Below are 26,726 nucleotides of genomic sequence, written 5' to 3' on the forward strand. Positions count from 1 at the left end.
GTACTTTAGGATGGCATCAGTATAGACGGGATGTATTCCCTTGTCATGGCGGAACGATGCTGTTCCCAATTTCCGCTGTTTGCCACCAGCCGGACAAAACTCGCCGTCCGTCGGCGCAGGGAATGGCCGGGGTAAAATGTCGTTGGAACCTGTCCTGCTGCAATCAATCCTTCCATAATATTTTGGGCATACCAAAGAAACCACGCAAACCAGAAACGGGTGCGCAGCCAAGTCGAGGTTTCGCAAATGTGCTGGGTTTCTGTGGCCTCAGCAATCTCACAAAGGGAGTTCAGTCCATGCCGCTTGTACGGGACAATGCCTTCTGGTAACTCCCTGTGGGTCTTTCCACAACATCGGCACTCCATTACCCTCAGATGGTATTGGCGCGTATGGTCTCCATGCCGGACCTTGCGGGTACAAGTTCCATGGACCTTGAGCGGCCCTCCACAAACTGGACAGATACTGTCCTCTTTGCTAAAAATTTTAGTTTTGTCCCCATTGCGGGACATTTCAAATCGTGCTATGCTAATCATGTCTTTGGTAGACGAGAGGACGGCCCCCATAATGTCTATGAAGTGTTGCAACCACTTCATAGACATTATGGGGGCCGTCTTCACTTGTATCGGACTCAAATCAAAGAGAGCCAAGCCGTCTTCGGCCTGGCTCTCATATGAATTACTGTTTCATTAAATTGATTTCTTAGATTTTTTCCCCAAAGCAATTCCAATTAACAGGCCAATTGCAGAGGAAACAAGACCAATAAGAAAATCAAAAAATTCAGGGACAGACATAACCTCGGCAAGAAGGTATTGACTAAGTGAGAGGGTAAGTAGCCCGTAGAGTAGATATGCAACAGAAAAACAAACCGGCATCAACCAAACATATTTAGCTGGTAAATGCGCCCTACCTACAAAAATAGACGAGATAAGGGTCACAACTGGCATAACCACATATTGGACTACAATAACATGAAGCATCGCCATTTGAGAATTTTTGTAGAACAACCAGAAGGTAATTGCTGACAAGGCCCATATTATACCGTATAGCCCTACAGCTATACGCAAATGGCGATTAGCTTTCATATCTTATCACCCTTTATTCTACATCCCTGTAGGTAAGTTTGGAGCTGCTTGCAAGCTCATCCGGCATATAAAGATGGTTGGGAATGGTGCTACCATTCAAGTTAATACCTTCACTATAATACGCAGCCCATACCAACTCGGAGCAGTACCAATTGGGATTGTCTTCGTCGGCATTCAATTTAGACACTATGTTGAGATCAGGCCGCCAAGGCTTTCCAATCTGTCCAATGCAAAAGTCCACAGCCCCGCTTTTTTTCGTGCTGGATGCGTTGGTAACATAGTAGACATTGACGCCACGCTCGTCATACCGCTCATCGTCCAGCGCACCATGCGTAACCGTCGGCCAAGTAGCCTCAACAGTCCGGATATAATACAGCTTGTGAGTCGAGTCCCAATACTTACCTTCCACAATGGCGATATGGCCTACGATTGTAGCAATCCCGCCACTGGTTTCCTGAACAATGTCGCCCTTCTTCACAGTAGAGAGAATATTGTAGGTACTATAATCCGCTCTCTCAGAAGGCTCAGGGTCGGTTTCTCCAATGTTGTCGTACCACTCGCCACGGACGCTGGCACGAGTTTCAGGCTCGGGCGGGTTGGCTGCATAGAACTCTGCTGCAGCTCGTAGATTGGCATTTATTCCATCTTCCAGTTGAGGGGCAAGCTGAATTTCATACTCAACGAGTTCATCGACATACTCCTGGACGCTTTCACCAGCAAACGACTCGTACCCCGAAACAAAGTCTTCATAACAAGTCTGTACCGTAATGTCCATATCTGCCAGTTGCTCGGAGAAACCGATATAGGCATCGCTAAGGTCAGCCTCGTCCGGGCCAGAGGTAGCCATTGCGGGGAGGCTCAGGGATAAACAAAGGGAAGAGGAACTAATCTTTTCTTCATGCTCAATTTACACCCGTTCCTTTTTCGCAAGACCGATATTACCTGAACATGTTCATTTGTATAGGGTTGGGTCCCCCCCTCATGGCCAGTAAGGGGGCAACAGACAAAACCTCCAACTATACATAGAAATTATATCAGAAGATTGTGGAAATTGCAAATACAACTTATTGAGATTATGACATTTCAAATCGGCGGCACAGACAAAACACCCCGGCTGGCCGACAAAACAGCCCGGCTATTTCCCGTCAAGTTAGGTCGGCGCTAACAGGAGACCGCCAGGGCCATCCGGGCGGACCGGGCCCCGGAGCATGAGGACAGCTGCTCCATGTGCGGCAAGTTCTGCGCGGTGCGCAGCATGAACAAGGCCCTCAGCGGGGAGTATATTGATATCCTATAAAGCGTCAGCACTCAGCGTGCTTCCATGCAGGAGCCGCGGGAGCGGGGCAAGGCATATTGCTGACCGGTCCTTTTTGATAACAGTGTGCCAGAGGGCAATATCAGAAACGTCAAAATTCGGCCCTGACTTGCAAAGGGTCACAGGTCTAAGTCCTGTATCGTCTGCCAAAACAATCCCCCGAAGTCCTGCGGCTTCGGGGGATTGTTTTGCCCAAGGCCCGGATAGAGCCTCCAGTCAGTTGACAGCACAGACTTTCCGCTTGAATACCGCACATGTACACAGAACATTTTCTCCTGCAGTTCATATGCCTGAGCAGACACAACGGGCAGCCACTTTCGGCAGTTTGGCCTGGCAATCCGCTTGCTCGGCACTGGCAGCCTTATAAGATAAAACTGCACCCTGCCTGTTATTCGGAAAACGTTTCAACAAGCAGGGTGCAGATTTTTCGTTCTGTCTCTTGGGCTGTTTAAATCTCCTTTATAGCCGCATTGCACATGAAAGGGCCGTGACCTAGTTTAAGTGCGGCTTTCAGAGCGAATTTTCTCACTTTCTTATTGTCTGACCAAACTTACTATGGATTGCGGCCGGTCTTCGGAGTATCATAGAGGCGCTTTATTAACGGCGGATCAGGAGAACCGCCACGTCATTCACATTGGTTCCCGTCGCACCGGTATGCAGCAGGCCATCACATAACTTCAGGGCATGGTAGGAGTCATTATTTTTCAACACGTCAAAAATCTGTATCCCCTTTTTCCCCAAATCATCTTTTGTTTGCCCGGTTACGAATCCCCCCGCCGCATCGGTCGGACCATCTGTCCCATCGCTGCCTATAGAAAACACCGCCGTATCGCGCAGTCCAGCAATGCCCTCTGCAGCGGATAAGGCTAGTTCTTGGTTGCGCCCGCCCATACCGGAACCAGTCAGGTGAACCACCGTTTCCCCGCCGGCTAAAAATGCCAAAGAGCGATCAGTATTTTGGTGCGCCCGCGCAATGGCTGCCAAAAAGGCTCCTGCTTCTCTGGCTTCACAGTTTAAACTGTCTGTAAGAATATAGGGCATATAACCCAACGCATTACAGGCCTCCGCCGCTGCCGCACACAGTTCCCGTACACTGCCAGTAACTATTGTTTCCACATTCCCCAGGGTTTTGGGTGTCTCCATTCTAAAGCAGGCTTCAATTACAGGGGAAAGGGAAATGCTATACTTGCCGGCAATCGCTTTGGCATGACTGCTGGTGGACGAGTCAGGGTAGGTTGGGCCCGAGGCAATCATGTCCAGCGGATCTCCAAGAATATCAGACAAAACTATAGACAGCACAGAAGCCGGAGCGCAGTGCTTGGCAAAACGTCCGCCCTTAACGGCAGAAAGCCGTTTGCGAATGGTGTTTATCTCCACAATATCTGCTCCACAGGCCAGAAGTTGGCGAGTGATGTCCTGAAGCTCTCCCTGGGGCACTAAAGGAGCCTCAAATAGGGCCGAGCCCCCGCCTGACAAGAGGAAAAGCACCAAATCATCCTTGCTCAGTCCTTCGGTAAGGGCGAGAGCCTCCTCTGTGGCAGAGAAAGATTCCTCATCCGGTACGGGGTGCCCCGCCTCACGAATACGCAAGTTTCCGATAGGCCCGTGAGAATACCCATACTTGGTAATCACAATGCCTCCGCTTAACCGTGCTCCTATACAACTATAGGCCGTATAGGCCATGGACCACGCCGCTTTGCCCACTGCCACCAATATAACTCTCCCAGGCGGAAGTTTTCTCCCTGACAAAGCACGACGGACTGCAGCATCGGGCTGAACAGCAGCAATAGCCTGACGAACAATTTGGTCGCAGTCACTTCTCAGCCTCATATAATCTGTCTCCATTCTGTCCCACTGTTCAGTGTCTAAAGCAGCCCTGCAGAAGCCATGGAACGGCGGAATCCTTCTTTGACTGCCCCTTCTGGCGTGGGCAACGTGGGCCGATAGGGCAGACCCATGTCCCGCCCGCGCAGCATGGACATATCCTTGGCCGCAACAGGGAAGCTCGCCGGATCCATAGCAAGGCGAACCGGGTTAAGTTTAAACTGGGCCTCCAAGCTGCCTCTCAGATCACCGGCAATAAACTTGTTGTATACGTCCGTGATTAACTCCGGCATGAAATTAGCCGCAGTACATACCCCACCCACTGCACCGTAGCACAAGCTGGCATATAACAATGTATCCTTTCCGCCAAACACTTTGAATCCTGTATCCCTTGTTCGGCAGATAAATTCAGAGGTAAGCGTAATGTCTCCGCTGGTGTCCTTCATTCCCACAATATTGGATACCGTATGAGCCAGCTCATCCACTAAATCCGCAGTAAGTGTGTAACCCACCCGTCCTGGATTATTGTAAAGTAAAACCGGCACATCAGGCACACTCTCGGCAATGGTTTTAAAATGGAGATACAGTTCCTGATAAGTTGGTTTTAGAAACATAGGCTGGAGCACACTGATGCCGGCAGCAGCATTTGCTACCGCCATCCGGGCCAGATGGCAGCACTTCTTGGTGCTGATAGCGCCAATGCCGAAGTAAACCGGAACCCGCCCTGCAGCCTGGTCCACCATGATTTTCAGGCCTCGCTCCATCTCGTCTTCTTCCACCATGTAGAATTCTCCGTTACTGCCGAAGGCCAGGATGCCGGACACGCCGCCGTTAATAACGTAGTCCACTTGGTCCCGAAGTCTGGCCTCATCAATACGCTCCATTGCATCGATCGGGGTCAAAATGGGCACCACCACACCCTTGATAAAATCCGTATTCATGGCAGTTTCCTCCTGCTCCGCCGGGTCGGCCCTTACAAGGAGTCGATCCCGGTGAGCTTTTTATAGTACTTGATGATGGAACTGTGGTCATCCTGACCGCAGCCGTTATTATGGAGCCACTGAAAAATTTCCTGAACAGCAGCTGTCATAGGCAGCGGGGAGCCCACGGTATGGGCGCAATCCAGCGCATTGTTCAGGTCTTTGATGTGCAGATCGATCTTAAAGCCAGGCTTATCGTTGCCCTCAATCATCATCGGAGCTTTGGCGTTCATGACGGTGGACCCGGCTAATCCGCCTCTGATCGCTTCAAACACCAGCTGGGGCTCCACGCCGGCCATTTTGGCCAGAGTCATGGCCTCGGAAAGCGCTTGGATGTTGCAGGCAACAATAATTTGGTTGGCCAGTTTGGTGGTGTTTCCGGCGCCCACATCTCCACAGCGCACTACGGAAGCGCCCATGGCGCCCAGCAGACTTTTATACTGGTCAAAGACCTCCTGCTTGCCTCCCACCATAAAGGACAGCGTGCCGTCAATAGCCTTGGGCTCACCGCCTGAAACGGGAGCATCCAGCATTTCGATGTTCTTCTTGGCTAACTCGGCAGCAATTTCCTTAGAAGCTACAGGGTTGATGGAGCTCATGTCAATAAATACAGACCCAGGCTTCATATGGGCCGCTACCCCATCCTCGCCTAACATTATGGACTTTACCTGCGGGCTGTTTGGTACCATGGTAAGTACCACGTCACAATTCTCGCCGATCTGGGCATTGGTGGCGGATTTGGCACCAGCAGCTACAATTTCATCCACAGCGGCCTGGTTCAAATCACTGACAGTCAGGTCATATCCCGCCCTCAGCAAATTCTTTGCCATGGGCTTGCCCATAATACCAAGTCCGATTAGTCCTATTTTCATTATAATTCCTCCTTACCGTACTGCTGCAAATTGCTTGACAGGCCTGAAAACAAACTGCTTATTCCCTCATTGCGCACGTTTGGCTGCAGACGCTGCTCCGACCCTCCAGATATGGCGCCGGAATCACAGCCTTACCCATCAACTTCTCAGCAGGTATAGGTCAATACCCGCAGCACGTCTCCGTTCGGATCAGGCGTGCACTTCAGTGCAGTTAGCTTTTTTATTCTTCAAAAGGATGAACCGTAATGTAGCCCCCGCACGGATTCCCTACCGCTACATGCATTTCCTTGGTGTCGAGATCATTGACTGTAGAAAAATTGGTGGCACAATGGGGCAGATGCTGACAAACAGAAGCAGGATAATTGACTTCATGGTCGGACAGGATATTCATAATATCCTGGACGCCCAACGCATTACCCTGGAGATGTTCGGCCAGATAGTCCAGCCGGAAAGAACGCAGTTCATCCTGAGGATAGATATCCATTTGCCGATAAGGCGCACGGGGCATATGCGGGTGCTTATAATGATTGGCATGAGAAATAATCCCATCCTTCATGTAAAGCATGGCATAACTCTTATATTCCATCTCCAGACAGACCATCTCACCTTCCGTACTGCAGACCATCAAATTGTTGCAGGTGGCCACTCTGCTCATGGCAGCGGCCTCTACTGCAGCGGGGAAATTATCCTGGTCCATTATAGAACGGTAAACAAACTGAAGAGGCAGTCCGTCAAAATCGATGGGAGAATTGCAGAAGAGGGTATTTCCTCCCAACCCGATTCCGGCAGAATTTATACCTGCCATGCGGCAAATTAGTCCCGCTTCTCCAATCCAGGCAATACTGGGCTTATCAATTTGATGGGCAATAACAAAGACCATCGCATCTCTCTGCTCAGGGGGCGCATCCCAATTCTGCCCATAAATAGTTGTACCTGTGGCTGTGCGGGTATGGTTGATTCCAACCACAGAGCAGCCGCCGCCCAACCGCAAAGCGCGGCCAAGGTTCTCTCCCTGGCAGCGGCCAAATTGCTGGCCCAGTTCTGTGCGGCAGTTCAGCGTAAAGATATCCTCAAAGGTATGGCCGGAGCCATCTGCGATACCCTGAATTTCTTCCAGATAAGCAGGATAGCGGTCTTTTACCGCCGGAAGAAACGCTGCGGCTACTTTTACGCAGACATCCCACTCCTGACCTACAGTTGTTTTCACGCTGTTCTTTAAATTCTCCAGCATGATATTGATTTGTTTTTTGGCGCCTGACCCGTGGGCAAACCCAATTTCATAGTTTGAACCCTTGGCTCTAATAACCGGAATCTTTTCTTTGAGTTCTTTCAAAGACATGATTCATTCCTCCCTATATCTACCGTCATTATTCTCCAGCGTAAATCCTGGGGCGCCGGTCCATCCAAGGTTTTGCCCGCTCGAGCTGCGCCGCCAGGCACAATACCAAGCTGTCCTCTCCAACTCTGCCATCCAGTTCAATCCCGATCGGCAGTCCGCTCTCGCTTTGCTCCAGCGGGACGGTAATGGAAGGTTGTCCCGTTACGTTGCACATTGCTGTGTTCCCGGACCATCTTCTCCGCTCCAGAACCCAGTCATGCACAGACATATTGGGTCTGGAAAAAGGATTGTAAATGCCTGCCTGCAACGGAAGAATTCCCATTGTGGGGCTAACCAGGATATCATATCCTTCCATAAATCGTCCTACATCCCGCATAACCTTTGTCAGCTCATTCCTGGCAGACACGTATGCTTCAGCCGTTACGCCCTTGGCCTCCAGATAGGCCTTATAGACCAAGGGCTCCAGGGTCTTTTCATTGACAGGCAGGCCAGAGCCCCTTGCAATGCGCTCAATCCAGGCGTTGGTACCAACCGACTGAATGAGAATTCGCGCCTCATGGTAGTGAATATCCAGCGGAGGGTAATCCTCTATACAGGTGTGTCCCAGGCTTTCAAGCAGTCCTACAGCATCTTTGACCGCACGTACGCACTCTGGGTTCTCATACTCTTCCCCATATGGTGTGCGGGTCATATAGGCTATGCGCAGCTTGGGCGGGTCTCTTTGAATGACCTGGCTGTATGGTGTCTGCGGCCGGGGAGCAGTACCATACCAGCCAGGGTCGGGGCCCTCTACTGCGTCCAGCATAGTCGCCGTGTCCCGTACAGAACGAGTCATGACAAAATCCACCGCCTGGCCGGGATCACCGCCGTCCGGCCCAGTTGGAATACGGAAGCGCGTCGGCTTCAGCCCCACCAAGCCGCAGGCCGCTGCAGGCATACGGATTGAACCGCCCCCATCGCTTCCCTGGCCCATCGGCACTGCACCTGCCGCTACAATCGCTGCCGTTCCGCCGCTGGAGCCGCCGGAAGTCAGGTCCGGATTCCAAGGATTTCTTGTCACGCCATTCCGGATTGTCTCCGTGGCGTTATTCCAGCAGAATTCAGGACAAGCTGCAGTAGCAATCACAACCACACCAGATTTTTTTAGACGGGCGCCCAGTGTGCTGTCATGATCGGTCACAATACCATTGCCTGACAGACGAGTTCCCAGCGTACAGGGGATCTCTTTCATAAGTCCCCCTTCATCCTTGATCACAAAAGGCACGCCACAGAAGGGGGCCTCCAGGTCAATCCCTTTTTCCAGCTGTTTTTTTGCGAGTGCATAATTTCTTGTCACGATTGCGTTAAGTTGAGGGTTAACCTGTTCAACCGCCATAATCGCAGCATCCAGCGCTTCTTCTGGTGCAATCTCTTTTTTCCGAATAAGCTGGGCCAGGCCTGTAGCGTCCAGCTGTGCATATTCAGATACTTTCATACTCGTATCTACCTTTCTGCATAACAGGTATTTTCAAAAATTGAGTAACACTCAAGTTTAGCCGTCAATGCCAGTTACCGTTGCGTCTTTCATCCTTTCGCGGGATTTGTCAGCAAAATGGCACGCTACACAGTGGCCCGGAGATACCTCTTGCAGAGGCGGAGCCTCCTGGAAGCAAATCTCCTGGCTCATCCAGCACCTCGATGCAAAGCGGCAGACCGGTTTGGGATCAATAGGACTGGGAACATCGCCTTTGAGCACGATACGCTTCACCTTATGGTCCACATCCACCTTTGGAATCGCAGACAGCAATGCAATAGAGTATGGATGCCGGGTGTCGCTGAAAAGGTCTTCCTTGCTGGCCAGCTCCACAAGTTGTCCCAGATACATCACTGCGATACGATGAGAGATGTGCTTAACCACACTTAGATCATGGGAGATAAACAGGTAGGAGAGGTGCATCTGCTCCTGAAGGTCCATCAGAAGGTTGATAATTTTGGCCTGTACCGAAACATCCAAAGCAGAAACCGGTTCGTCACACACAATAAACTCCGGATGCAGGCTCAGTGCCCGGGCAATTCCTACAACCTGTCGTTTGCCCCCGTCCAGTTCATGGGGGTATTGCAACAACATATCCGTTGAAATACCCGTTGTCTCACAGAGTTGGTTGATGGTATCAGACAGTTGCTGACGGGTACAGGTTTTGTGGATTTTATATGACTCCGCCAAAATATCCTTGATCCGTTTCTTTGGGTTCAGCGAGGAATAGGGGTCCTGGAAAATAATTTGCATCCGCTTACGCAGTTCCATATCTTCGCTTCTGCCCCGGGTCTGAAAAATGTTTTTTCCATCCATCAGCACCTGTCCGCTGGTCGGGCGCTGCAAGCGCATCATAACTGTTCCAACAGTACTCTTTCCACAGCCGGATTCACCAACCAGCCCCAGGGTCTCACCATGTTTGACCGAAAAGCTCACGCCATCAATAGCATGAAGGAAGCTCTTATCTCCGACTTTGAAGTATTTTTTAAGATCTTTTACCTGAATGAGGTCGCTCTCCTGGCCTTCAGCGGCCTTCGTGCTGATCTGCTCCACGCCTATCCCTCCTTGTGACACCAGCAGGCAACGTAGTGATTTTCTGTAATCTTTGTCAGCGGAGGATAGCCATTTTCACATTTCTCGCAGCATCTATCACACCGCGGCCCAAAGCTGCACCCCTGCGGCAGATGGTAAGGGTCCGCCACCGCGCCGCGAATAGCCATCAGCCTGTCCTTGCTGTCCTCCAACGTGGGAATTGCCCCCAAAAGTCCTCTGGTGTATGGATGCAGCGGATTTTTAAATACCTCTTTTACGGAACCATATTCGATAATCGTGCCGGCATACATAACCGCTACGTTGCGGCACAACTCGGAAATAATACCCAGATTATGAGTAATCATCAGCAGCGAGGTATCATATTTCTGTTCCAATTCTTTTATTAGCTCCAATATCTGGGCCTGAATGGTTACATCCAGTGCTGTCGTAGGTTCGTCGGCAATCAGCAGTTCCGGGTTACAGGCCAGCCCAGCCGCAATACCAATGCGTTGGCGCATTCCGCCAGAAAACTGGTGAGGAAAATCTTTGATCCGGTCGGCTCGGATTCCGACCATTTCCATGAGCCTGCCCGCCTCCTGGAAAGCCTCCTTGTTCCGCATATGCTGATGCTTCCGCAGAACCAGTGCCAGTTGTTCGCCCACCGTAAAAACCGGATTAAGCGAGGTAAGCGGATTTTGAAAAATCATGGAGATATTGTTTCCCCGCAGATTTTGCATCTGTTTTTCGGAGTAGGTAGCCATATCTACGCCTTTGTAATAAATGCTGCCGGATACAACTTTCGACACTTTCGGCTGCAGAAGGCGGAGGATCGCCAAAGCCGTGCTGGTTTTTCCGGCCCCCGCTTCACCTACCAAGCCAAGGGCCTCGCCCTTGCGAATCGTCAGATTCAAATGATTGATCGCTTGTTTGACACCCAGCTCTGTCCAAAACTCAACGCTCAGGTCTTTGATGTCAAGCAAAATATCGTCAGACGCACTGTCTGCTGCCGGCGTTGGTGCAATTTTGTTGAGCTTCACCATTCCCGATACCTCCCCTTATCTCGCCTGTTTGGGGTCCAAAACATCGCGCAGACCATCGCCCAGGAAGTTGAAACCCATAACCGCCATCATCAGCGCCACGCCGGGTACAATGACCGTCCAGGGCGCCACCGCCATAAAGTCTTTTCCGGCTGCAATCATGTTACCCCAGGACGCTGTCGGAAGCTGCACACCCAAGTACAGGTAGCTCAGCGTAGACTCCGTAAGAATAACGCTGCCAAAGCAATTACTGGTACAGATAATCAGGGAAGTAGTAACATTGGGCAAGATCTGAGTGAACATAATGTGAAAATTGGTGGCACCCAGCGCGCGGGATGCCTGAACAAATTCCCGGTTGCGAATAGCCATAACTTCATTTCGGGCTACCCGGGAAAAATTCATCCAATAGCTGATAACCATAACAATCAGCAGATTGAGCATACTCGTTCCGAATATTGCCATAATGACCACACCCAAGGTCATTGTGGGTACTGCCATGGTTACTTCCGTACTTCGCATAATGATGGCGTCCAGGATTCCTCCTTTGAAGCCAGCTACAATTCCCAGAATTGTTCCAATCACAAGCGAAAGGAATGTACTGAGCAAGGCCACCTGCATGGAGGATTTGGCTCCAATGATCATGCGGGAAAGGATGTCTCTGCCCGTGGAATCTGTACCCAGTATGTAGCCCTCGGTTCCCCGAGAAAACCACTCCGGAGCCTGCAATCTGGCCTCTGAATATTCATTTGGATCATGGGGTGCGAGCTGGTCCGCAAAAATTGTTACAAAGCACAGGATCAAAACCAGCACTAGCCCCAGGATAAACTGTTTGCTGTGCAGGATTCGGCGCAGCATAATTTTTCCTTGCATAATAAGCGCCTCCTTACACTTCCCGAATTCGGGGGTCAATGAATGTAATGGCAATATCCACGATCAAATTGACCAGCGAGAACATAGCGGCAGTTACGACCAAGGTCGACTGGACAAGCGGATAATCCCGGTTGTTTACGGCGGTAACCAGCATGGTTCCAATTCCCGGAATCGAAAAAATCTGCTCAACAACCACCGCTCCAGACAGCATCGCCGCCACCTGAAGGCCATAGATGGTAATCACCGGGATCATGGAGTTGCGCAAAGCATACTTCGAGTAAACTTCCCGCTTGGAAAGTCCCCTGGCGTAAGCGCAGGTAATGTAATCCTCATTAAGCACGTCAATCATGCTGGAGCGGCCCATACGAGCTACTTGCGCACACATACGATAACCCATGGCAATAATCGGCATAATTAAGTAGGACGGTTTTGACAATCCGTAATAGCCCATAGAGGGAAGAATATCCAGCTTAATAACAAAAATCAGCAGAAGTAACACGCATACCCACACAACAGACATGGATTGCAGAATGACCACAAAGAACATCAGGGAGAAGTCCACCATACTTCCTCTTGTCACGCCGGAAAGCACACCGATGGGTACGCTGATCAGCAGTACAAATACTGCAGATATCAGAGAGACACAGATGGTTGCAGGCAGCCGTTGCGCAATGACATCTGCCACAGGCGAATTATATAGGGTCGAATGTCCCAGATCTCCTGTAAGCAGGCCGCCCAAATACCTGAAATACTGGACAACATAGGGCTGGTCCAGACCAAGCTGCTCATAGAGGGCTTGTCTCTGTTCTTCAGTCGCCGTATCCGGCAGCATTGTTGCCGTTGGATCACCTGGTGCGCAGCGCATCAGTACAAAGGACATAACGGATACGACCCAGACCACAATAAGCATATAAAGGATTCGCTTAAGTATGGATTTTAACATTGATCTTCCTCGCTTTCGTAAAACCCATTAGGGCTTGCCCCCCATCCGGCGGCAGTCTCGCCAGTACAGGCTTGGAGTTAAAACACGCCCTGGTCCTTAAATACAACGATGGGAAACAGAGCGGCCATATTCACGGAACATGGCCGCTCCGTTTTTCCTGCAAAGGCTTCCGCAAATGGTCAGGTTAACGGTAAATCAGCAGGCGGTACGCCATTATTTCCCCCAGACAGCCTCGTCCACTCGGGCATACCGGAAGTAGGGGCCAGCGCCCTTGGTTACCAGGACATTCTCCAGCCCTTCGCGGATAACGCAGTAGCTGTTGGTTGCATAGAGGCCCAGTACCGGCCCGCACTCATCATAAACGATGTGCGCCGCTTCTTTCAGCATGGCCTCCCGCTCATCGGGATCCACGGTAGTATAAGAAGTCATGATCAGATCATTGAGCTCATCATTCTGATAGTAGCTGTTGTGCGCATCATCCACAATGCGGGGAACAATGTACAGCGTATAGGGGTCTGCATCGAAAGCGCCGAGGTTGACAAAGAAGATATCATAAGCAGAGGGATCCTGACGGATTGTAACAAACTCCGCGCTGTCACAAATCTTGGTTGTAATGTTGAAGCCCACATCGGTCAGGTTCTGAATAAACACAGCCATAACATCTTCGATTGTTACAAGATCGTTGCGAGTGTACAGAACCAGTTCATGTCCGTCATAATCGGTTTTGGCCAGGTAGTCTTTTGCCAGTTCAGGGTCATAGTTGTAGCCAGGGATGGTCTCGTCATAGCCCAGCAGAGAGGGAAGGAACATACAGTTCATCTTTTCGCCGCCGCCGGCCAGGCTCAGTGCCGTATCCGTATCCAGAGCATACGCAACTGCCTTACGGGCATTGGGATCACTGAAAATCGAATCTTCAGCACAGTCAAACTGCATATAGTACATAACATCAGAGGTATAGTCGATGACCTCAACACCATCCAGCCCTTCCACCATAGGAAGCATATCGGAACGCAGGCTCTGGGCATAATCCAGGTCGCCGGAGGTAATGCCGGATACCTTAGCATTCTCCTGGTTGACAAACCAAACGTTCAGTGTGTCAATATTGGAGATAGAGTCCGGATCCCAGTAATTTTCATTGGGCGTATACCGGGCATACTGGCCATCCTGCCACTCCACAAACTTCCAGGGGCCGCTGCCGTTAATGACCCGCTCCGCAGACTGGAAGTCATCGCCATACTGCTCAATATCCTCATTGGAAAGAATCCAAGTATAAGTCAGAGAGTTCTCGAAGGTGGCAAAATACTCGGACAGGGTAATTTTACAGGTATTTTCATCAATAAGCTCTACACCTTCCAGGTTGACCCACACAGCGCTGGCCAGGCCCAGGGTATCCATGTTGCGGAGAATGAACTCAAACGTAGCAACTACATCCTCGGCATTCAGATCCGTACCGTCATGGAACTTGACGCCCTCTTTAATATGGAGTGTAGCCTCTGTACCGTCTTCATTGAGCTCATAGCTGGTGCAGATACAAGGACTGTTATTGCCCTGCCGATCTCCATAGTAAAGCGGGTCAAAGACCAGATCTGCATATAGGAACTCGCAGCTGTTGTTGTTAGCGTATACTTCCAGGTTGATCAGCGTGACGTTATCGCTTACGTTTACAACAATTTCACCGTCACTTGTAGTCGACGTACTGATACCGCCAGTCGCATCCGCGCCGGGATCTTCTTCACCGTTTCCACATGCGGTCATGCTTAGGGCCAACAGGCCCGCCAACAACCCGCTGGCTACCCTTTTAGACAGTTTCATCTTCTGCTCCCTCCTAATAATAAAATCTAGCGTTTTGCGTATGCAATGTCATTTTCAGAATGTCCGTCCCATCCGATTCACTATTTCTCTGCACACATATAAGCCGGATTTGTTCCGGTTCAGTCCAATCGGCAGGATCTGCAACATCTCATTTCCCCTGCGGCGAGCTACATGCGGTCAATTTATCACCTCACTCTCATCCGCAGATTGTCAGCGTACCAAGCAGGGGCGCTTGGAATCATAGACCCAGTTTGGAACCAGATATTGCATGGCTATCGCGTCATTCCGATCCCGAAAGCAAGATGGGATGGCGCAATAAAGCCGGTTTGCTTGCTCCACCGCTTCCAAATTTACCTCCACCCCTAAACCCGGCGCGCTCGGGACCTGAATAGACCCATTTTGTATAAGCAGGGGATTATGGGTAAGATATTGTCCATCTTGCCAAATGTAGTGGGTGTCAATGGCCGTAATCTTTCCCGGAGCGGCAGCAGCACACTGGACAAACGCAGCTAATGTAATATCAAAATGGTTGTTGGAATGGATTCCCCATGTCAATCCCCAGTCGCTAAGATCCTGTGCTACCCTCAGGCTTCCGCTCATGGTCCAAAAATGTGGATCCGCCAGGACAATGTCCACGCTTTTCTGAATCAGGCTATGGTATAACTGCCGGAAGTTTACCGAAAACATATTGGTAGCCACAGGAATTCCAGTAGCCATTTTAAACTCCGCATGAATTTCGCGGCTGGAAAAACCTGCTTCCGGGCCAACCGGATCTTCAGCGTAACTTAATGCCCATTTGGCCTCTAAACACGCATCAACAGCCTCTTGTAAGTTCCATGCTCCATTGGGGTCAATATTGATTCTCGCTTCGGGAAAGCGACGCTTCAGTTTTTTAACGGCTTCCAGTTCCTCCCGGCAAGGGAGAACGCCGCCCTTCAGTTTAAAGTCCCGAAACCCATACTTGGCCTGCAGGGTCTCAGCCTGCAGTACAATAGCCTCTGGTGTCAGGGCCTCTCTGCCACGCATACGGAACCAGGGATCGTCGCTGTTCTGCTCATCCCGGTAGGAGAATTGTTGTCTCGTCCTGGAACTATCCCCCACATAGAACAGGTACCCCAGCACCGGAATGGAGTTCCGCTGCTGACCATTCGCCAGAAGCGCACACATCGGCATTCCCAAAAACTTTCCAAGCAGGTCTAACAAAGCGATCTCAATAGCTCCTTCAGAGCGGACTACGTATTTTAAGTTGCTGATATTCAGTTTCTGGATGCCTTCTCCGTCACCCTCTGATTGTCTGCCCCGGTTAAAGCGGAATATATTCTGCAGAATGGCCCGGTACTTGACGATAGGCTGTCCCACCACAAGGGGAATGACCCGCTCCAGTTCCATACGGGTATGCTCTCCGCCATGAATTTCACCCACCCCTGAATTCCCGGAGCTATCGGTTAGCAAAACCAGATTTCTGGTAAAAAACGGTGCATGAGCCCCCGATAACGTCAAAAGCATACTGTCGTAGCCAGCTACCGGAATAACGCGCATCTCAGTAACAACCGGAGAATCTATTGGCATATCAGCTCACCTCGTTTCCCCTGACCTGTTGATATTCTATAGGAATCGGTCGCCCCTTTCTATTTGCAAAAAGCCTAAAAAAGCAAGGGGCAAATTCACAAAGATGTGATTGAACCAAATTGTGAAATAAATCATTTCAAATCAGGATGTCTCTGAAATATTTCGATAAAATAAGTCCGTATTTTCTGTAAAATTTTTCCTCTTTTTTGGCAGCATTGCACAAAATAGCGCTGTAAAATTCCAGCAAAACAGGTGTTCCCGAACAAGTAAGCCGGAAACACCCGTTTAATGCCTCAGCGCTGGGACTTCCTATACATCACCGTCTTTTTTGCCGGTCAACCCATATTTCCTCATCCGCCGCCACAGCGTGGTTTTGCTGATACCCAACTCAGCTGCAGCAGCAGTGCGGCTTCCCTTGTGGCGCTGCAAAACCGCTTCCAACGTAGATGCGTCTTCGGCAAGGCTCTCTGATTCCATACATGGCGGATCGGTTCTCGCAGACGCGGGGTAGAGCTGCTGCAACAGGTAACGCACATAACCGTCATGGACAGTCCGGGTTGACGCAGTGAGCGCCATCCGCTCGATGAATGCTCGGAGCTGAACGTAGTTCCCCGGCCACGGATATTCCAGTAAAACCCGCCGGGACTCTTTGGTAAGTACCACATACCTGTCCAGCCTGGTCACGCAATCGTCCAGGCACATATCAATGGCCTGCTCCAGATCCTCTCTCCGGGTGCGCAAAGGCGGTAATTCTAACAACATGGGTGAGAGCAAATAATAGAGATCCCATCGAAATAGCCCCATCTCCGTCAAAGGGAGAAGGCTGCCGTCCATTGAAACAATAACCCGCACAGACACCGAGACGGGCATTTCATCTATGCGCACCTGGACAACCGCGTTTTCCAGTATGTAGAGGAGAAGTTCCTGGCTTTCAGGCGTCAATGTGTTCACCGCGCTCAAATAGAGCGTTCCCCCATCTGCGTCCTTTGCCGCAGCAGCAAGGGCTTCTGTCTGGTTGTCCCAGCCTGCAGCACATCGAAACGTAACAAACGGCCCTTGGGCATACGCGCTGGAATTATGAATGCTCTGGGCAAAGAGAGACTTCCCGCTGCCCACTTCTCCCTGGAGTAAAATAGGTTGGCTTGTTTCTGCAAACAGGCGCGCCATGCGGACTACCTGCTGCATGGTACGGCTGGTATGACTGATGTCCTCAAAGCGGCCATGTGCCAGGTAGCGGTACAGGCGGTATCGCTCCCGCAGCGCCCGGGCTCCCTGCCGTTCCATTTTGTTCAATTCATAAAAGGAAAAAACTATCTCTCCCAGCGCATCTCCGCCAGGCACCGGGGCGGCATTAGCTACTACGTGAATTCCGCCTATTTCCAATAAAGAGTAGTAAAGCTCTTGTCTCTGGGAAAGAGCATCCCGCCATAGCTCCGCATCCTCAGGGGGCATCATATCAGTTAAGCAGCGCCCTACAAGGGATTCTTTGGACTGATCCAGTAATTTGCAGGCCATGTCGTTGGTTCGGACAATGACGCCTGTGCTGTCTAACTCAATGATTCCGTTAAATGAATAATCCAGCAGCACTTGCAAATGCGCAGTATTCCTGCGTTCCGTGTCAGCGGCAAACCCCATGCTTCTGGCGGTGTAAAGTGCCTCCCGGATGGATTCTTCCGTTCCGTCAAAGAACAGGGTGCGCTTACCAAGGCGGCGGCAATATGCATTGACAAGGTCGCCTCCCAGAATTACATCCATGCCATCTGCTACGGCCCTCTCCGCCCCGGACTCCATTTCTGCATTATCTTCTACAAAGTAGGTGTGCAGCTCAATTCCCAAAATTTCCTCAAAGTCCTGGATACGACCTACCATATTGGGAATGGTGACCACGCCTACTTTAGGCCGGCTTTTGTGAGGAACCAAGCCATGTGCCTTATAAAGCAGCCTTGCAATCTCTAAACCGGTCAGGCGAATTTCGACCACCGGAAAACTCGTATTTTCCTTGAGAATGCGAGCCTGCCGTCCCCGGGCCACAACAATATCTGCCCCCGCCCTCCTGGCGGCAGCGGCATCCTCTAGGATACGTTCAGCTGTGGTCAGCCGATTCAATATGACATCCATGCCCAATTCCCGGGCAATCCGGCCTGCCTGCTCCACCATTTCTTTCCGCGGAAAAAACAATGCAAACTTTGCCATATGACCTCCAGTTTTCACTTATCTGCATAAAAGTTTCTCTCTCGCTTTTCGGTGTATCGGTTGTTTATCTGGACCATACAGAGGAAAGGACCGAAGCAGTCTTGTTCCGCTCCAGCCCTTCTCTCAAATGTCATTCTTGTCACCGCACCAGACAGGGTCGCTTTGGATCAAATTCCCATCCGGGTATAAGGTACTGCATACCCGCCGCGTCATCGCGTCCGCCTAAACAGTTATCCAAATACAGCCGATTGGCTTCAAGCAATCTATTGCGATCAAGCTCCACGCCCAAGCCGGGGCGTTCCGGCAGACTAATGCAGCCATCTACAATCTGAAGCGGCGCCTTTGTAAGCTGTTCCAGCCCTTCCTGCCAAATCCAGTGGGTATCAATGCCATTGAGTTTGCCGGGTACCGCTGCAGCACACTGGGTCATCATGGCCAGGGAGATATCAAAGTGGTTGTTGGAATGGCAGCCCCACATCAAGCCAAAATCATTGCACATCTGGCCCACGCGAACAGACCCAGACATCGTCCAAAAGTGAGGGTCAGCAAGCGGGATATCTACACTGTGCAAAGCAATGCAGTGGCGCATCTCCCGCCAGTCAGTGTCAATCATGTTGGTAGCAGTCGGGATCCCGCTTTCCTGCCGGAATTCAGCCAAAATCTCCCGGCCGGAAAACCGGCCTTCTGCACCGCAGGGGTCCTCACAATATGCCAAAACTTTTTTTAGCTCAGGGGCCAAAGCCAATGCGTCTTTCAGCAGCCAACCGCCGTTTGGGTCCAACGTGATGCGCGCTTTGGGGTAAGTCTCTTTAAGCGCCTGGACCGCCTTCAGTTCCTCTTTCCCTTCCAATACGCCCCCTTTAAGTTTGAAATCCTCAAACCCATACTTGTCGTAGGTGGCTTTGGCAAGCGCCACAATAGCATCGGGGGTCAGTGCCTCCTCATGACGCAGTCGATACCAAGCGCACTGGGAATCGGGCTCAGCATAATATGGCAGGGCGGTTTTCTTCCGGTCGCCTATGTAAAACAGATAGCTTAAGAAACGTACCCGTTTCCGCTGAATACCGTCACCCAGCAGGGCCGCCATAGGCACCTCCAGATATTGCCCAAGCAAGTCCAAAAGAGGCGTTTCTACAGCAGTAATCACATGCACGCCTGTGCGCAGGTCAAAGGTTTGCTGGCCGCGAACATCATCTTTAATATTATCAGACAGCCATTCCTTAATGTTATGTAATGTCATCTTATAATCAGCAATCCTGGTATTCTCAACCAGGTGCTTGATACTTTCCAGTGCACGGGTGATCTTTTGGCCACCGGGTACTTCACCGATACCGGTGTTGCCTCTGTTATCAGTGAGTACCACCACGTTACGGGTAAAATAAGGGGCATGGGCGCCGGAAAGATTGAGCTCCATACAGTCTTTCCCTGCCACAGGGAATATCTCCATAGTAACCACTTGCGGAGTATTGGTCATGGAAATCAGCTCCTTTTCTGCTAAAATAGGCCGTTTGTCCAACCAGCCGAAGGTATCTGGATGTTGTATATTTTCTCAAAAAACACTTATTTTGCAAAAAGTTTACCACGAAGAATCATCAATATCAAATGGAATAAATTGAGATCCATTTAATGGAAATACAGCAGGTGCGTCATAGCGCCAGGGGATCAGGGCACGTGGTATGCCGATTGCGGGGGACTGCATGGCGTAATCAATGTCCCGTCAGCATCAAATATCAGGGGTTTCGGAACGGAACACGCCTCAATGCCAGCCCATCTCCCTTCCCTTACATCCTCATAATAGGCCTGACTCAGCATAATGTTTTCAATATGCAGGCTGTTGGAAATCCGGATAAGTCGGGGACTGGCCCGGTCAATGCCATTGCAAGTCCGAATGCACATCTGAATGGCTTCTCTATCGCTGGCAACCACACAAGGAATTCTGGCAGATGAGAGCACGGTGGAAGTAATGCAGTTGGGATACATCGTCTCTGGGTCAATTTTATGGTAAAGCCGCTTGGTAATTACATTGGCCAGGCCTACACCCAGAGCGTTGCCATGGCTGACCTGACTCAGGTCCAGGAAGCAGGTGCGCTGTACTTTTACACCGCCGTGAGCATATTCCGTAGAAAAAGTTCCGGTAATATTGGGATCTACCCCAGTGCCTGAATAGTTTTTCCCTATTTCATCTACGATAAGCACGTCTCCCTCCCCCACCAGGAGGGAGGGCATCCGGGCAAATGCTTCCTTCAGCAGTTCCGGTTCCCGCACAAGGATCTCATCTTTATCGATAGCCTCAAGTTTCCAGGTCTGATCACAGGCGTTCTCCAGGCAGGGAAGCGCAAACAGGATGGGCGCCTTTTCCAGCACCACCTTTGCCATAGAAAAAATATTCTGAGATATTTTTCCCATACCTGCAGCATGAACCCGCTCAGCTCCCTTTTGTTTGCCCAGGCCTACCGTCATCATCTTGCAGGGTCCGCTCTCATAAGTCCCGCGGAAGGCGTTGTGAGGCTTTAATCGGCAGGAGATAATAATTCCATCCGCATGGTAAGCGTTTTTATCCATATATACCGGCATTCCGGTATCGGATACGCCCAGTTTTACCACTTCCATACTGGATCGTATTTCACAACCCATGGTTTCGGGGGTAATACCGTAGCCCGCCAACACCGCCGACTGTCCTTCTGCAGTGGCCCCGCCGTGGCTGCCCATTGCAGGAACAATGAAGGGAGCGGCCCCCTTACACTTTACGAAATCGACTATCGTTTTAATTATGATATCTATGTTGGCAATCCCCCTGCTGCCCGCCGTAATGGCAATCTCCATACCGGGGCGGATTTTAGAACAAAAGGGTTCCTGCCGGAGCTTTTTTATGATTACAGATGGAATCTCTGACGGTGCAATATGTTCTGTATCAAATCTCTGCCTGGCATAAAACATTGGCGGCACGGATACGTCGGCTAATAGTTGCGAAACCGCACCGCCCGATTCAACCTTCATAGAGAAAAACCTCCCGCGTCAGGTAATAGGAGCAGGGTTAAAAATACATAGGTCATTGTGAAGCCCATACTGCTCAGAATAGGGTTTCTTTCTTCCGCTGGCCACGTCTAGAATAAAGTGAAACAGTTCTATACCTACTTGTGATACGGTCTTTTCTCCCGTAGCGATCGGTCCGGCGTTGATGTCAATAATATCAAACCAATGCTCTTTCATCTCATTGCGGGAACACACTTTGATAACAGGAGCAGCAGCCAAGCCATAGGGCGTTCCCCGTCCCGTCATAAATACCTGCAGTCCAATACCGCTAGCCAGCTGGCAAGGTCCGCAGACGATATCACTGGCGGGCGTAGCGGCATAAATAAGGCCATGCTTGGTAGGCTTTTCTGCCGGAGACAGCACTTCCTCGATGGGTGCACTGCCAGACTTAGCGATTGAACCCATGGCCTTTTCTACGATATTGGCCAGTCCGCCTTTCTTATTGCCAGGGGTGGGGTTGGCATCCCGGTCTACTCCTGCGGCCTCCAGGTAATCGTCATACCATTTCATTTCAGCCGCCAATCTATCCCGGCTCTCCCGGTTTCGACAGCGCGCCGCCAGCAGGTGGACCCCATCCCGCACCTCGGTGACCTCACTGAACAGAACAGTGGCGCCCCCTTTTACCAGCATATCAGAAGCATAACCGGCGCTTGGGTTGGCGGTAAGCCCGGAAAAAGCATCCGAACCGCCGCACTGCATCCCAATGAGCAGTTCGCTGAGAGGCAATTCTTCCCGCCGGCGTCGATTCAGATTCTGCAGTTTTTTGTCCGCCATTTCCATAAGTGCATCTATCATGGCGTTATAGCCTTTATAGTCCTGGAGCGTAATCGTATTCTCCGGGGTAATTTCGTCGGCAGACAGCACCATATCAAATGTGAGTTTTTCGCAGCCCAGAGCTACTACCATTAGTTCCCCGCCAAAATTGGGGTGCCGAATAAGATTGGATACCGCCCGGATAGGGATGCGGGCCTCTTTTGCCTGGATTGCCACACCACAGCCGTAAGGGTGGTTTACCGCTACCACTCCATCGACATTTGGATACTTTGGCAGCAGTTCCTTGTTGATGCGCTCTACCGCTACATTGACCACCCCGGCTGCACACTGGACAGCAGAAACAATTCCAAGCAAATTGCGAGTACCAGCCGGCCCTGTTTTGTTGCGATAACCCATCCAGGTAGTACGAGGCGGGTCTGGCAATTTCTCTTTGGGCACCAGGTTGGTCCCGTAGGGCATATCCGCAAGTCCGGGAGACTTGGGCAATTCCAGCATATGCTCGTTAATCCATGTACCTACAGGAATGTGAATTCTGGCATAGCCAAGCACCGTTCCATAACGTATCACCTCGCCGCCCGGCGGAATCTCTGCCAAGGAAATCTTGTGCGCCTGGGGAATGTCCTCTTTGGCGATAATTCCGGGCATGAGTTCCGTGCCCTTGGGGATAGCATGGACCGCAACAGCCACATTGTCACAATCTTTTACTTTAATATACTGAATCTCAGGCATGAGTCTCACATCCTTCCCTGTCTTATAGTTTGACCCATAATAGCAGACTTTTTCCCTGTCCGCTATGTTCAAAATACCTTAAATCTATTGTTCGAAATTGTAGCAGGTGTAATTTTTTCGTTAAATTAAATATTGATTTCATTTTTTGAAATGAATATTTCTTATTTAATGCTTATCCTTGATTTTAAGGGGAACACGCTGCTATAATAGCAAAAAGAGGTGCATAGAGATGGCAAAAGTGGCAATGCTTCTTCCCTTCCCTGAAATGTGCGAGACTGCCCGTACACTTGTGGGGCACTATCCTTACATCCGCACCATGTGTGTGGAACACCTGCCCACGCACGCAATCGCCGCTCGAGCCAGAGAACTAGAGCGGCAGGGCTGTGAGTTAATCATTGCACGAGGTGTACAGGCCCGGATCGTTAAGGAAAGTGTAAAAATTCCGCTGGTGGAAATGCAGGTTACGACCCAAGAATTAGGCCTGGTAATTTTAGCTTTAAAACAAGAGCTGGGTCTGGAGCGGCCTCAGATAGGGCTCATATCCACCAAAGGAGTCGTGGGAGATACTTCTCAGTTCGACGAACTGTTTGGTGTCCGGCTTCGCCGCTATTCCCTGTCCCATCAGTCTCAGCAGCCTGAATTCGTCGTGCGCGCAATAGAGGATGGGTGTCAGGCCGTCGTGGGCGGCGAATTGGTGTGCGAGCAAGCGCAGATGCGGGGACTGCCCTGCCGCTTTCTTCGTTCCGGCCGAGAGAGTATGAGCCGTGCCCTTGACGCCGCCGCCCGGGTTTGTTACGCCATCGACCTGGAAAAACATAACAGTGCAGAAATGGCCGCTATGCTGGATAATGCCTTTGGCGGTATCATGCAGTTGGACCCTGCCGGGATAATTCGCCGGGTCAATCGGGAGTCCTGCAGCCTATTGGAGCAAGCGCCTGCCGAGTTATTGGGGAAGCGGCTTTCCGAAGTAATGCCCGGCATAGCCAAGCAGGTTCTGGATGATGTATTTGTCCTCGGAAAGGAAGCCTACGCCTTTGTTATGGACATCCAGCATCGGGCAGTTGTAGCCAATTTAGCTCCCATTCGTATTGATGACACCCTGGAAGGAGCCATCCTCACTTTTCACGAAGGACAGCGCATTATTGAGATGGACAGTGAACTGCGGCGGGAACTTTATCAAAGAGGTTACATTGCCAAATTCAGTTTTGAAAAAATTATGAACCGCAGTAAAGATATTTCCGCTATACTGACCCTGGCCAAGCGCATTGCCAAATACCCCGCTCCCGTTCTGCTGTCTGGGGAACCGGGCAGCGGGAAAAGTATTATCGCTCAGTGCATTCACAACGAGAGCCTGGCCAGGCGCAATGCCTTCGTTTCTTTGGACTGCAGTGCCTGGCTGCCTGAAAATTTGGACAACATACTTTTCGGAAACTACAGCACCCGGAAAGACAGTCCTGCCTGTCTGGCCGAATTGGCTCAGGACGGCACTCTCTACCTCAGCCAGGTAGAGGCTTTGCCTATGGAAACCCAGTATAAACTGCTCAGTTTGATCCAGGGCAAGTTTTTCCACAACGGCTCCAACCGGCCGGTGGCTGCCAATGTGCGGGTGATTGCCGCCACTGAAACTAATTTGGCTTCCCGCGTCGCCCAGCAACGCTTTCGCGGAGATTTGCATTACGCTCTCAGCGCTCTCACTTTGGAGCTGCCGCCTCTCCGTCGTCGGAGGGAAGACATTCTGGGCTGGGTCAAATTTTACTTGGGAGAGTGGCAGCAGCGGTACAACCGCTATGTTCATTTAACCAACGGTGCCTGCCGTTTTTTGCGGGAATATGATTGGCCAGGCAATCTGGAACAGCTAAATAATATCTGTGAACGCATTGTACTGCTTACCGAAAAGCGCAATATTGACGAGTCCTTTGTCCGCAATCAGTTGGACCAGTCGGTTCCTCAGTCTCTGGAAGGTACGGAATCGTCAGCATCCTTTAAGGATCAAAAAGCGGCTGAGGTGGCAGCGGCACTTTGTCGTCACGCAGGAAACCGCAGCAAGGCAGCGGAGGAATTGGGAATCAGTAAAACCACTCTGTGGCGATATATGAAGAAATATAATATTAAAGCGGATTTTTCCTGCTAATACGCAACAGTACTCCTTTTAGAAATTTCTTAAGAAGATTTCTTCTTCCGTTTTTATTTCTCCTCACATTTTCACCCTTTATCAGGCGCATATGCCTGCAGCAGCCCCTGGCATCTGACCTCTCTTTCCTCGCCTGGGGATACCGGAAGATGCACAGTCTTTTGGTCTGAACTGCCCACAGGGTCCATCCACAACCCCCTGGAACCGAAAAAGCCTGGACGCAGAACTGCGTCCAGGCTTTTGTCTGACAGGGGATGTCGCTTGAGCAGAGGTTACTTCAGCAGCTCCTGCTCGGTAGCCACGTCCTTGTTGAACTTGGTGGGGTTGATGATCTTGGTGAGGACCATGTTGACGATCAGCAGGCCGATGTAGAAGATGTAGGCGCCCCGCAGGCTGCCGGTGACCCGCAGCGCAAAGGCGTTGACCTGGTAGTTGGTCATCAGCACGATCTGCATCAGGGGGAAGAACACGGAGTTGACCATGGTGAAGCCGTGGCGGCCGAACACCGAGGCGGGCAGGGAGACGATGAAGTTGGCGGCGGCGCCCACGGCGATGCCGATCATGGCCACGGACACATACACGCCCACGGTGGTGTCGGTGCAGTTGACGGCCAGGGCCACGCAGTACCACGCCAGGAAGAGGAGGATGGCCTTCTTGACGCCGAACTTCTGGTCAATGGCGCCGAAGAGGTAGGAGCCGCACACGCCGATGAGGGCGCACACGGTCATCAGGCCGGTGGCGGCTTCCTGGGTGAAGCCCAGGCCGGTGTTGCGCACCACCAGCTGGCTCATAACGCCGGTGGTCACCAGCTGGTTGATGCCGATGATGAGGGCGCACAGCCACAGCTCCCGGGTCTTGAGCAGCTTGCCCACGGTCCAGCCGCCGTTATTCTCGCTGCTGCCCTGGAAGTACTCCCGCTCGTAGACCTCCTTGGTCACGTTGTCGGGATACATACCGCACTCCTGGGGCGTATTGCGGATGAAGATCAAGCCGATGATGCCCAGCACAATGGCGCCCACCGCCACGTAGCTCATGCCGTTGGCAAAGCCGAAGGCGCCGATGGTAAAGCCGATGAGGGGCACGTAGAAGGCAGAGCCGCAGTTGTGGCCCATGGTGGTGAAGCCGTTGGCCAGGCCCTTCTTCTTGGGGAACCACTGGGCAATGAGGGTGTTGCCGGCAATGTAGGCCGCGCCGTTGATGAAGCAGGTCACCAGGGTCAGCCCGATGAAGTAGGTGGTCAGGGTGGTGCTGTGGCCCTGGTAGATGTAGGACAGGCCCGCGCCGATGAGACAGATGCCGCTGAGCAGCCGGGGACCAACCTTTACATTGATGCGGGCAATAAAGATGTAGGCCACCACGCCGATCATGCCGGCCCAGGTAGCCACGCCCAGCACCTGATCATAGGCAATGCCGGTGGTCTCGGAGAAGGCCGGCGCCACAATGTTCAGTCCGTCAATGGAGAAACCAATGAGGAAGAAGAACATGAGGGCCTGGTACAAAATGATGCCCCAGCCTTTGGAGAAGTTCATGCCCATGTTTTCGCTGGCAATCTGAGGATTTTTTTTGCTCATAAATCTCTCACTCCTTTTACTCTTTGCGGAGCCCCCCGGCGTCCCTCTGGGCGCCCGGACAACCCCGCAGGTGTTCACCGCGCAATTATTTATGCAAGCCCCATGCC

Annotated in this window: 20 protein-coding genes and 1 pseudogene; 2 read left to right on the top strand and 19 right to left on the bottom strand. The window is 51.3% G+C overall.

Features of this window, described 5'->3' with window-relative positions:
- Positions 1 to 5: 5 nt before the first annotated feature.
- From NE547_RS18510 to NE547_RS02000, 3 genes are all read right to left on the bottom strand, one after another.
- The gene (locus NE547_RS18510; protein WP_370866808.1) at positions 6 to 599 is read right to left on the bottom strand and encodes a DUF6431 domain-containing protein; all 594 of its coding nucleotides are present in this window, start codon (positions 597 to 599) and stop codon (positions 6 to 8) included.
- An 87-nt stretch (positions 600 to 686) separates the two neighbouring features.
- Positions 687 to 1,082: a hypothetical protein gene (locus NE547_RS01995; RefSeq protein WP_256174606.1), complete on the bottom strand. Its 396-nt coding sequence runs from the start codon at positions 1,080 to 1,082 to the stop codon at positions 687 to 689.
- A gap of 13 nt (positions 1,083 to 1,095) precedes the next feature.
- On the bottom strand, positions 1,096 to 1,929 hold the full coding sequence (locus tag NE547_RS02000; protein ID WP_256174607.1) for a hypothetical protein: 834 nt from the start codon (positions 1,927 to 1,929) through the stop codon (positions 1,096 to 1,098).
- Positions 1,930 to 2,250: 321 nt separating this feature from the next.
- Here NE547_RS02000 and NE547_RS18515 point away from each other — a divergent pair.
- Positions 2,251 to 2,379, top strand: a pseudogene (locus tag NE547_RS18515) (phosphomethylpyrimidine synthase ThiC); the annotation flags it as partial.
- Positions 2,380 to 2,994: 615 nt separating this feature from the next.
- Here the strand turns inward: NE547_RS18515 and NE547_RS02005 are convergent.
- The 15 genes from NE547_RS02005 to garD form a co-directional block, all read right to left on the bottom strand.
- Positions 2,995 to 4,227, bottom strand: a complete 1,233-nt coding sequence (locus NE547_RS02005) for a glycerate kinase (RefSeq protein WP_256174608.1) — start codon at positions 4,225 to 4,227, stop codon at positions 2,995 to 2,997.
- 35 nt (positions 4,228 to 4,262) lie between these two features.
- On the bottom strand, positions 4,263 to 5,162 hold the full coding sequence (locus NE547_RS02010; protein WP_256174609.1) for a dihydrodipicolinate synthase family protein: 900 nt from the start codon (positions 5,160 to 5,162) through the stop codon (positions 4,263 to 4,265).
- A gap of 32 nt (positions 5,163 to 5,194) precedes the next feature.
- On the bottom strand, positions 5,195 to 6,073 hold the full coding sequence (garR, locus tag NE547_RS02015; RefSeq protein WP_256174610.1) for a 2-hydroxy-3-oxopropionate reductase: 879 nt from the start codon (positions 6,071 to 6,073) through the stop codon (positions 5,195 to 5,197).
- A gap of 220 nt (positions 6,074 to 6,293) precedes the next feature.
- On the bottom strand, positions 6,294 to 7,412 hold the full coding sequence (locus NE547_RS02020; protein WP_256174611.1) for a C45 family autoproteolytic acyltransferase/hydolase: 1,119 nt from the start codon (positions 7,410 to 7,412) through the stop codon (positions 6,294 to 6,296).
- Positions 7,413 to 7,440: 28 nt separating this feature from the next.
- Entirely contained in the window at positions 7,441 to 8,886 is a 1,446-nt protein-coding gene (locus NE547_RS02025; RefSeq protein WP_256174612.1) for an amidase, read from the bottom strand.
- Between the two features lie 57 nt (positions 8,887 to 8,943).
- Complete coding sequence (locus NE547_RS02030; protein WP_256174613.1) at positions 8,944 to 9,978, bottom strand: oligopeptide/dipeptide ABC transporter ATP-binding protein; 1,035 nt, start codon at positions 9,976 to 9,978, stop codon at positions 8,944 to 8,946.
- 2 nt (positions 9,979 to 9,980) lie between these two features.
- The gene (locus NE547_RS02035) at positions 9,981 to 10,997 is read right to left on the bottom strand and encodes an ABC transporter ATP-binding protein (RefSeq protein WP_256174614.1); all 1,017 of its coding nucleotides are present in this window, start codon (positions 10,995 to 10,997) and stop codon (positions 9,981 to 9,983) included.
- Between the two features lie 15 nt (positions 10,998 to 11,012).
- Positions 11,013 to 11,864, bottom strand: coding sequence for an ABC transporter permease (locus tag NE547_RS02040; RefSeq protein WP_256174615.1), 852 nt, complete (start codon positions 11,862 to 11,864; stop codon positions 11,013 to 11,015).
- Between the two features lie 13 nt (positions 11,865 to 11,877).
- Entirely contained in the window at positions 11,878 to 12,807 is a 930-nt protein-coding gene (locus tag NE547_RS02045) for an ABC transporter permease (RefSeq protein WP_256174616.1), read from the bottom strand.
- 213 nt (positions 12,808 to 13,020) lie between these two features.
- Positions 13,021 to 14,619 (bottom strand): ABC transporter substrate-binding protein, encoded by a 1,599-nt coding sequence (locus NE547_RS02050; protein WP_256174617.1) that lies wholly within the window; start codon positions 14,617 to 14,619, stop codon positions 13,021 to 13,023.
- A 210-nt stretch (positions 14,620 to 14,829) separates the two neighbouring features.
- On the bottom strand, positions 14,830 to 16,188 hold the full coding sequence (locus NE547_RS02055) for an enolase C-terminal domain-like protein (protein WP_256174618.1): 1,359 nt from the start codon (positions 16,186 to 16,188) through the stop codon (positions 14,830 to 14,832).
- 309 nt (positions 16,189 to 16,497) lie between these two features.
- On the bottom strand, positions 16,498 to 18,381 hold the full coding sequence (locus tag NE547_RS02060; protein ID WP_256174619.1) for a PrpR N-terminal domain-containing protein: 1,884 nt from the start codon (positions 18,379 to 18,381) through the stop codon (positions 16,498 to 16,500).
- A gap of 139 nt (positions 18,382 to 18,520) precedes the next feature.
- Positions 18,521 to 19,855: an enolase C-terminal domain-like protein gene (locus tag NE547_RS02065; RefSeq protein WP_256174620.1), complete on the bottom strand. Its 1,335-nt coding sequence runs from the start codon at positions 19,853 to 19,855 to the stop codon at positions 18,521 to 18,523.
- A 188-nt stretch (positions 19,856 to 20,043) separates the two neighbouring features.
- Complete coding sequence (locus NE547_RS02070) at positions 20,044 to 21,378, bottom strand: lactate racemase domain-containing protein (RefSeq protein WP_256174621.1); 1,335 nt, start codon at positions 21,376 to 21,378, stop codon at positions 20,044 to 20,046.
- Positions 21,379 to 21,396: 18 nt separating this feature from the next.
- On the bottom strand, positions 21,397 to 22,917 hold the full coding sequence (gene garD / locus NE547_RS02075) for a galactarate dehydratase (RefSeq protein ID WP_256174622.1): 1,521 nt from the start codon (positions 22,915 to 22,917) through the stop codon (positions 21,397 to 21,399).
- Positions 22,918 to 23,146: 229 nt separating this feature from the next.
- On the opposite strand from garD, the gene NE547_RS02080 reads away from it, so the two are divergent.
- Positions 23,147 to 25,048, top strand: a complete 1,902-nt coding sequence (locus NE547_RS02080; protein WP_256174623.1) for a sigma 54-interacting transcriptional regulator — start codon at positions 23,147 to 23,149, stop codon at positions 25,046 to 25,048.
- A gap of 272 nt (positions 25,049 to 25,320) precedes the next feature.
- On the opposite strand, the gene NE547_RS02085 is transcribed toward NE547_RS02080, so the two are convergent.
- Positions 25,321 to 26,619, bottom strand: a complete 1,299-nt coding sequence (locus NE547_RS02085) for a nitrate/nitrite transporter (protein ID WP_256174624.1) — start codon at positions 26,617 to 26,619, stop codon at positions 25,321 to 25,323.
- Between the last annotated feature and the right edge of the window lie 107 nt (positions 26,620 to 26,726).

The organism is Flavonifractor sp. DFI.6.63 (assembly GCF_024462255.1).
Lineage (GTDB): Bacteria > Bacillota > Clostridia > Oscillospirales > Oscillospiraceae > Lawsonibacter_A > Lawsonibacter_A hominis.

Bases quoted from the DNA above. Each gene is read 5' to 3' on its own strand.
- NE547_RS02000 (WP_256174607.1), bottom strand. From the start codon at position 1,929: ATGGCTACCTCTGGCCCGGACGAGGCTGACCTTAGCGATGCCTATATC.
- NE547_RS02080 (WP_256174623.1), top strand. From the start codon at position 23,147: ATGGCAAAAGTGGCAATGCTTCTTCCCTTCCCTGAAATGTGCGAGACT.
- NE547_RS02065 (WP_256174620.1), bottom strand. From the start codon at position 19,855: ATGACCAATACTCCGCAAGTGGTTACTATGGAGATATTCCCTGTGGCA.
- NE547_RS02070 (WP_256174621.1), bottom strand. From the start codon at position 21,378: ATGAAGGTTGAATCGGGCGGTGCGGTTTCGCAACTATTAGCCGACGTA.
- NE547_RS02005 (WP_256174608.1), bottom strand. From the start codon at position 4,227: ATGAGGCTGAGAAGTGACTGCGACCAAATTGTTCGTCAGGCTATTGCT.
- NE547_RS18510 (WP_370866808.1), bottom strand. From the start codon at position 599: ATGTCTATGAAGTGGTTGCAACACTTCATAGACATTATGGGGGCCGTC.
- NE547_RS02020 (WP_256174611.1), bottom strand. From the start codon at position 7,412: ATGTCTTTGAAAGAACTCAAAGAAAAGATTCCGGTTATTAGAGCCAAG.
- NE547_RS02035 (WP_256174614.1), bottom strand. From the start codon at position 10,997: ATGGTGAAGCTCAACAAAATTGCACCAACGCCGGCAGCAGACAGTGCG.
- garR (WP_256174610.1), bottom strand. From the start codon at position 6,073: ATGAAAATAGGACTAATCGGACTTGGTATTATGGGCAAGCCCATGGCA.
- NE547_RS02085 (WP_256174624.1), bottom strand. From the start codon at position 26,619: ATGAGCAAAAAAAATCCTCAGATTGCCAGCGAAAACATGGGCATGAAC.
- NE547_RS02060 (WP_256174619.1), bottom strand. From the start codon at position 18,381: ATGGCAAAGTTTGCATTGTTTTTTCCGCGGAAAGAAATGGTGGAGCAG.
- garD (WP_256174622.1), bottom strand. From the start codon at position 22,917: ATGCCTGAGATTCAGTATATTAAAGTAAAAGATTGTGACAATGTGGCT.
- NE547_RS02045 (WP_256174616.1), bottom strand. From the start codon at position 12,807: ATGTTAAAATCCATACTTAAGCGAATCCTTTATATGCTTATTGTGGTC.
- NE547_RS02055 (WP_256174618.1), bottom strand. From the start codon at position 16,188: ATGCCAATAGATTCTCCGGTTGTTACTGAGATGCGCGTTATTCCGGTA.
- NE547_RS02050 (WP_256174617.1), bottom strand. From the start codon at position 14,619: ATGAAACTGTCTAAAAGGGTAGCCAGCGGGTTGTTGGCGGGCCTGTTG.
- NE547_RS02040 (WP_256174615.1), bottom strand. From the start codon at position 11,864: ATGCAAGGAAAAATTATGCTGCGCCGAATCCTGCACAGCAAACAGTTT.
- NE547_RS02025 (WP_256174612.1), bottom strand. From the start codon at position 8,886: ATGAAAGTATCTGAATATGCACAGCTGGACGCTACAGGCCTGGCCCAG.
- NE547_RS02010 (WP_256174609.1), bottom strand. From the start codon at position 5,162: ATGAATACGGATTTTATCAAGGGTGTGGTGGTGCCCATTTTGACCCCG.
- NE547_RS01995 (WP_256174606.1), bottom strand. From the start codon at position 1,082: ATGAAAGCTAATCGCCATTTGCGTATAGCTGTAGGGCTATACGGTATA.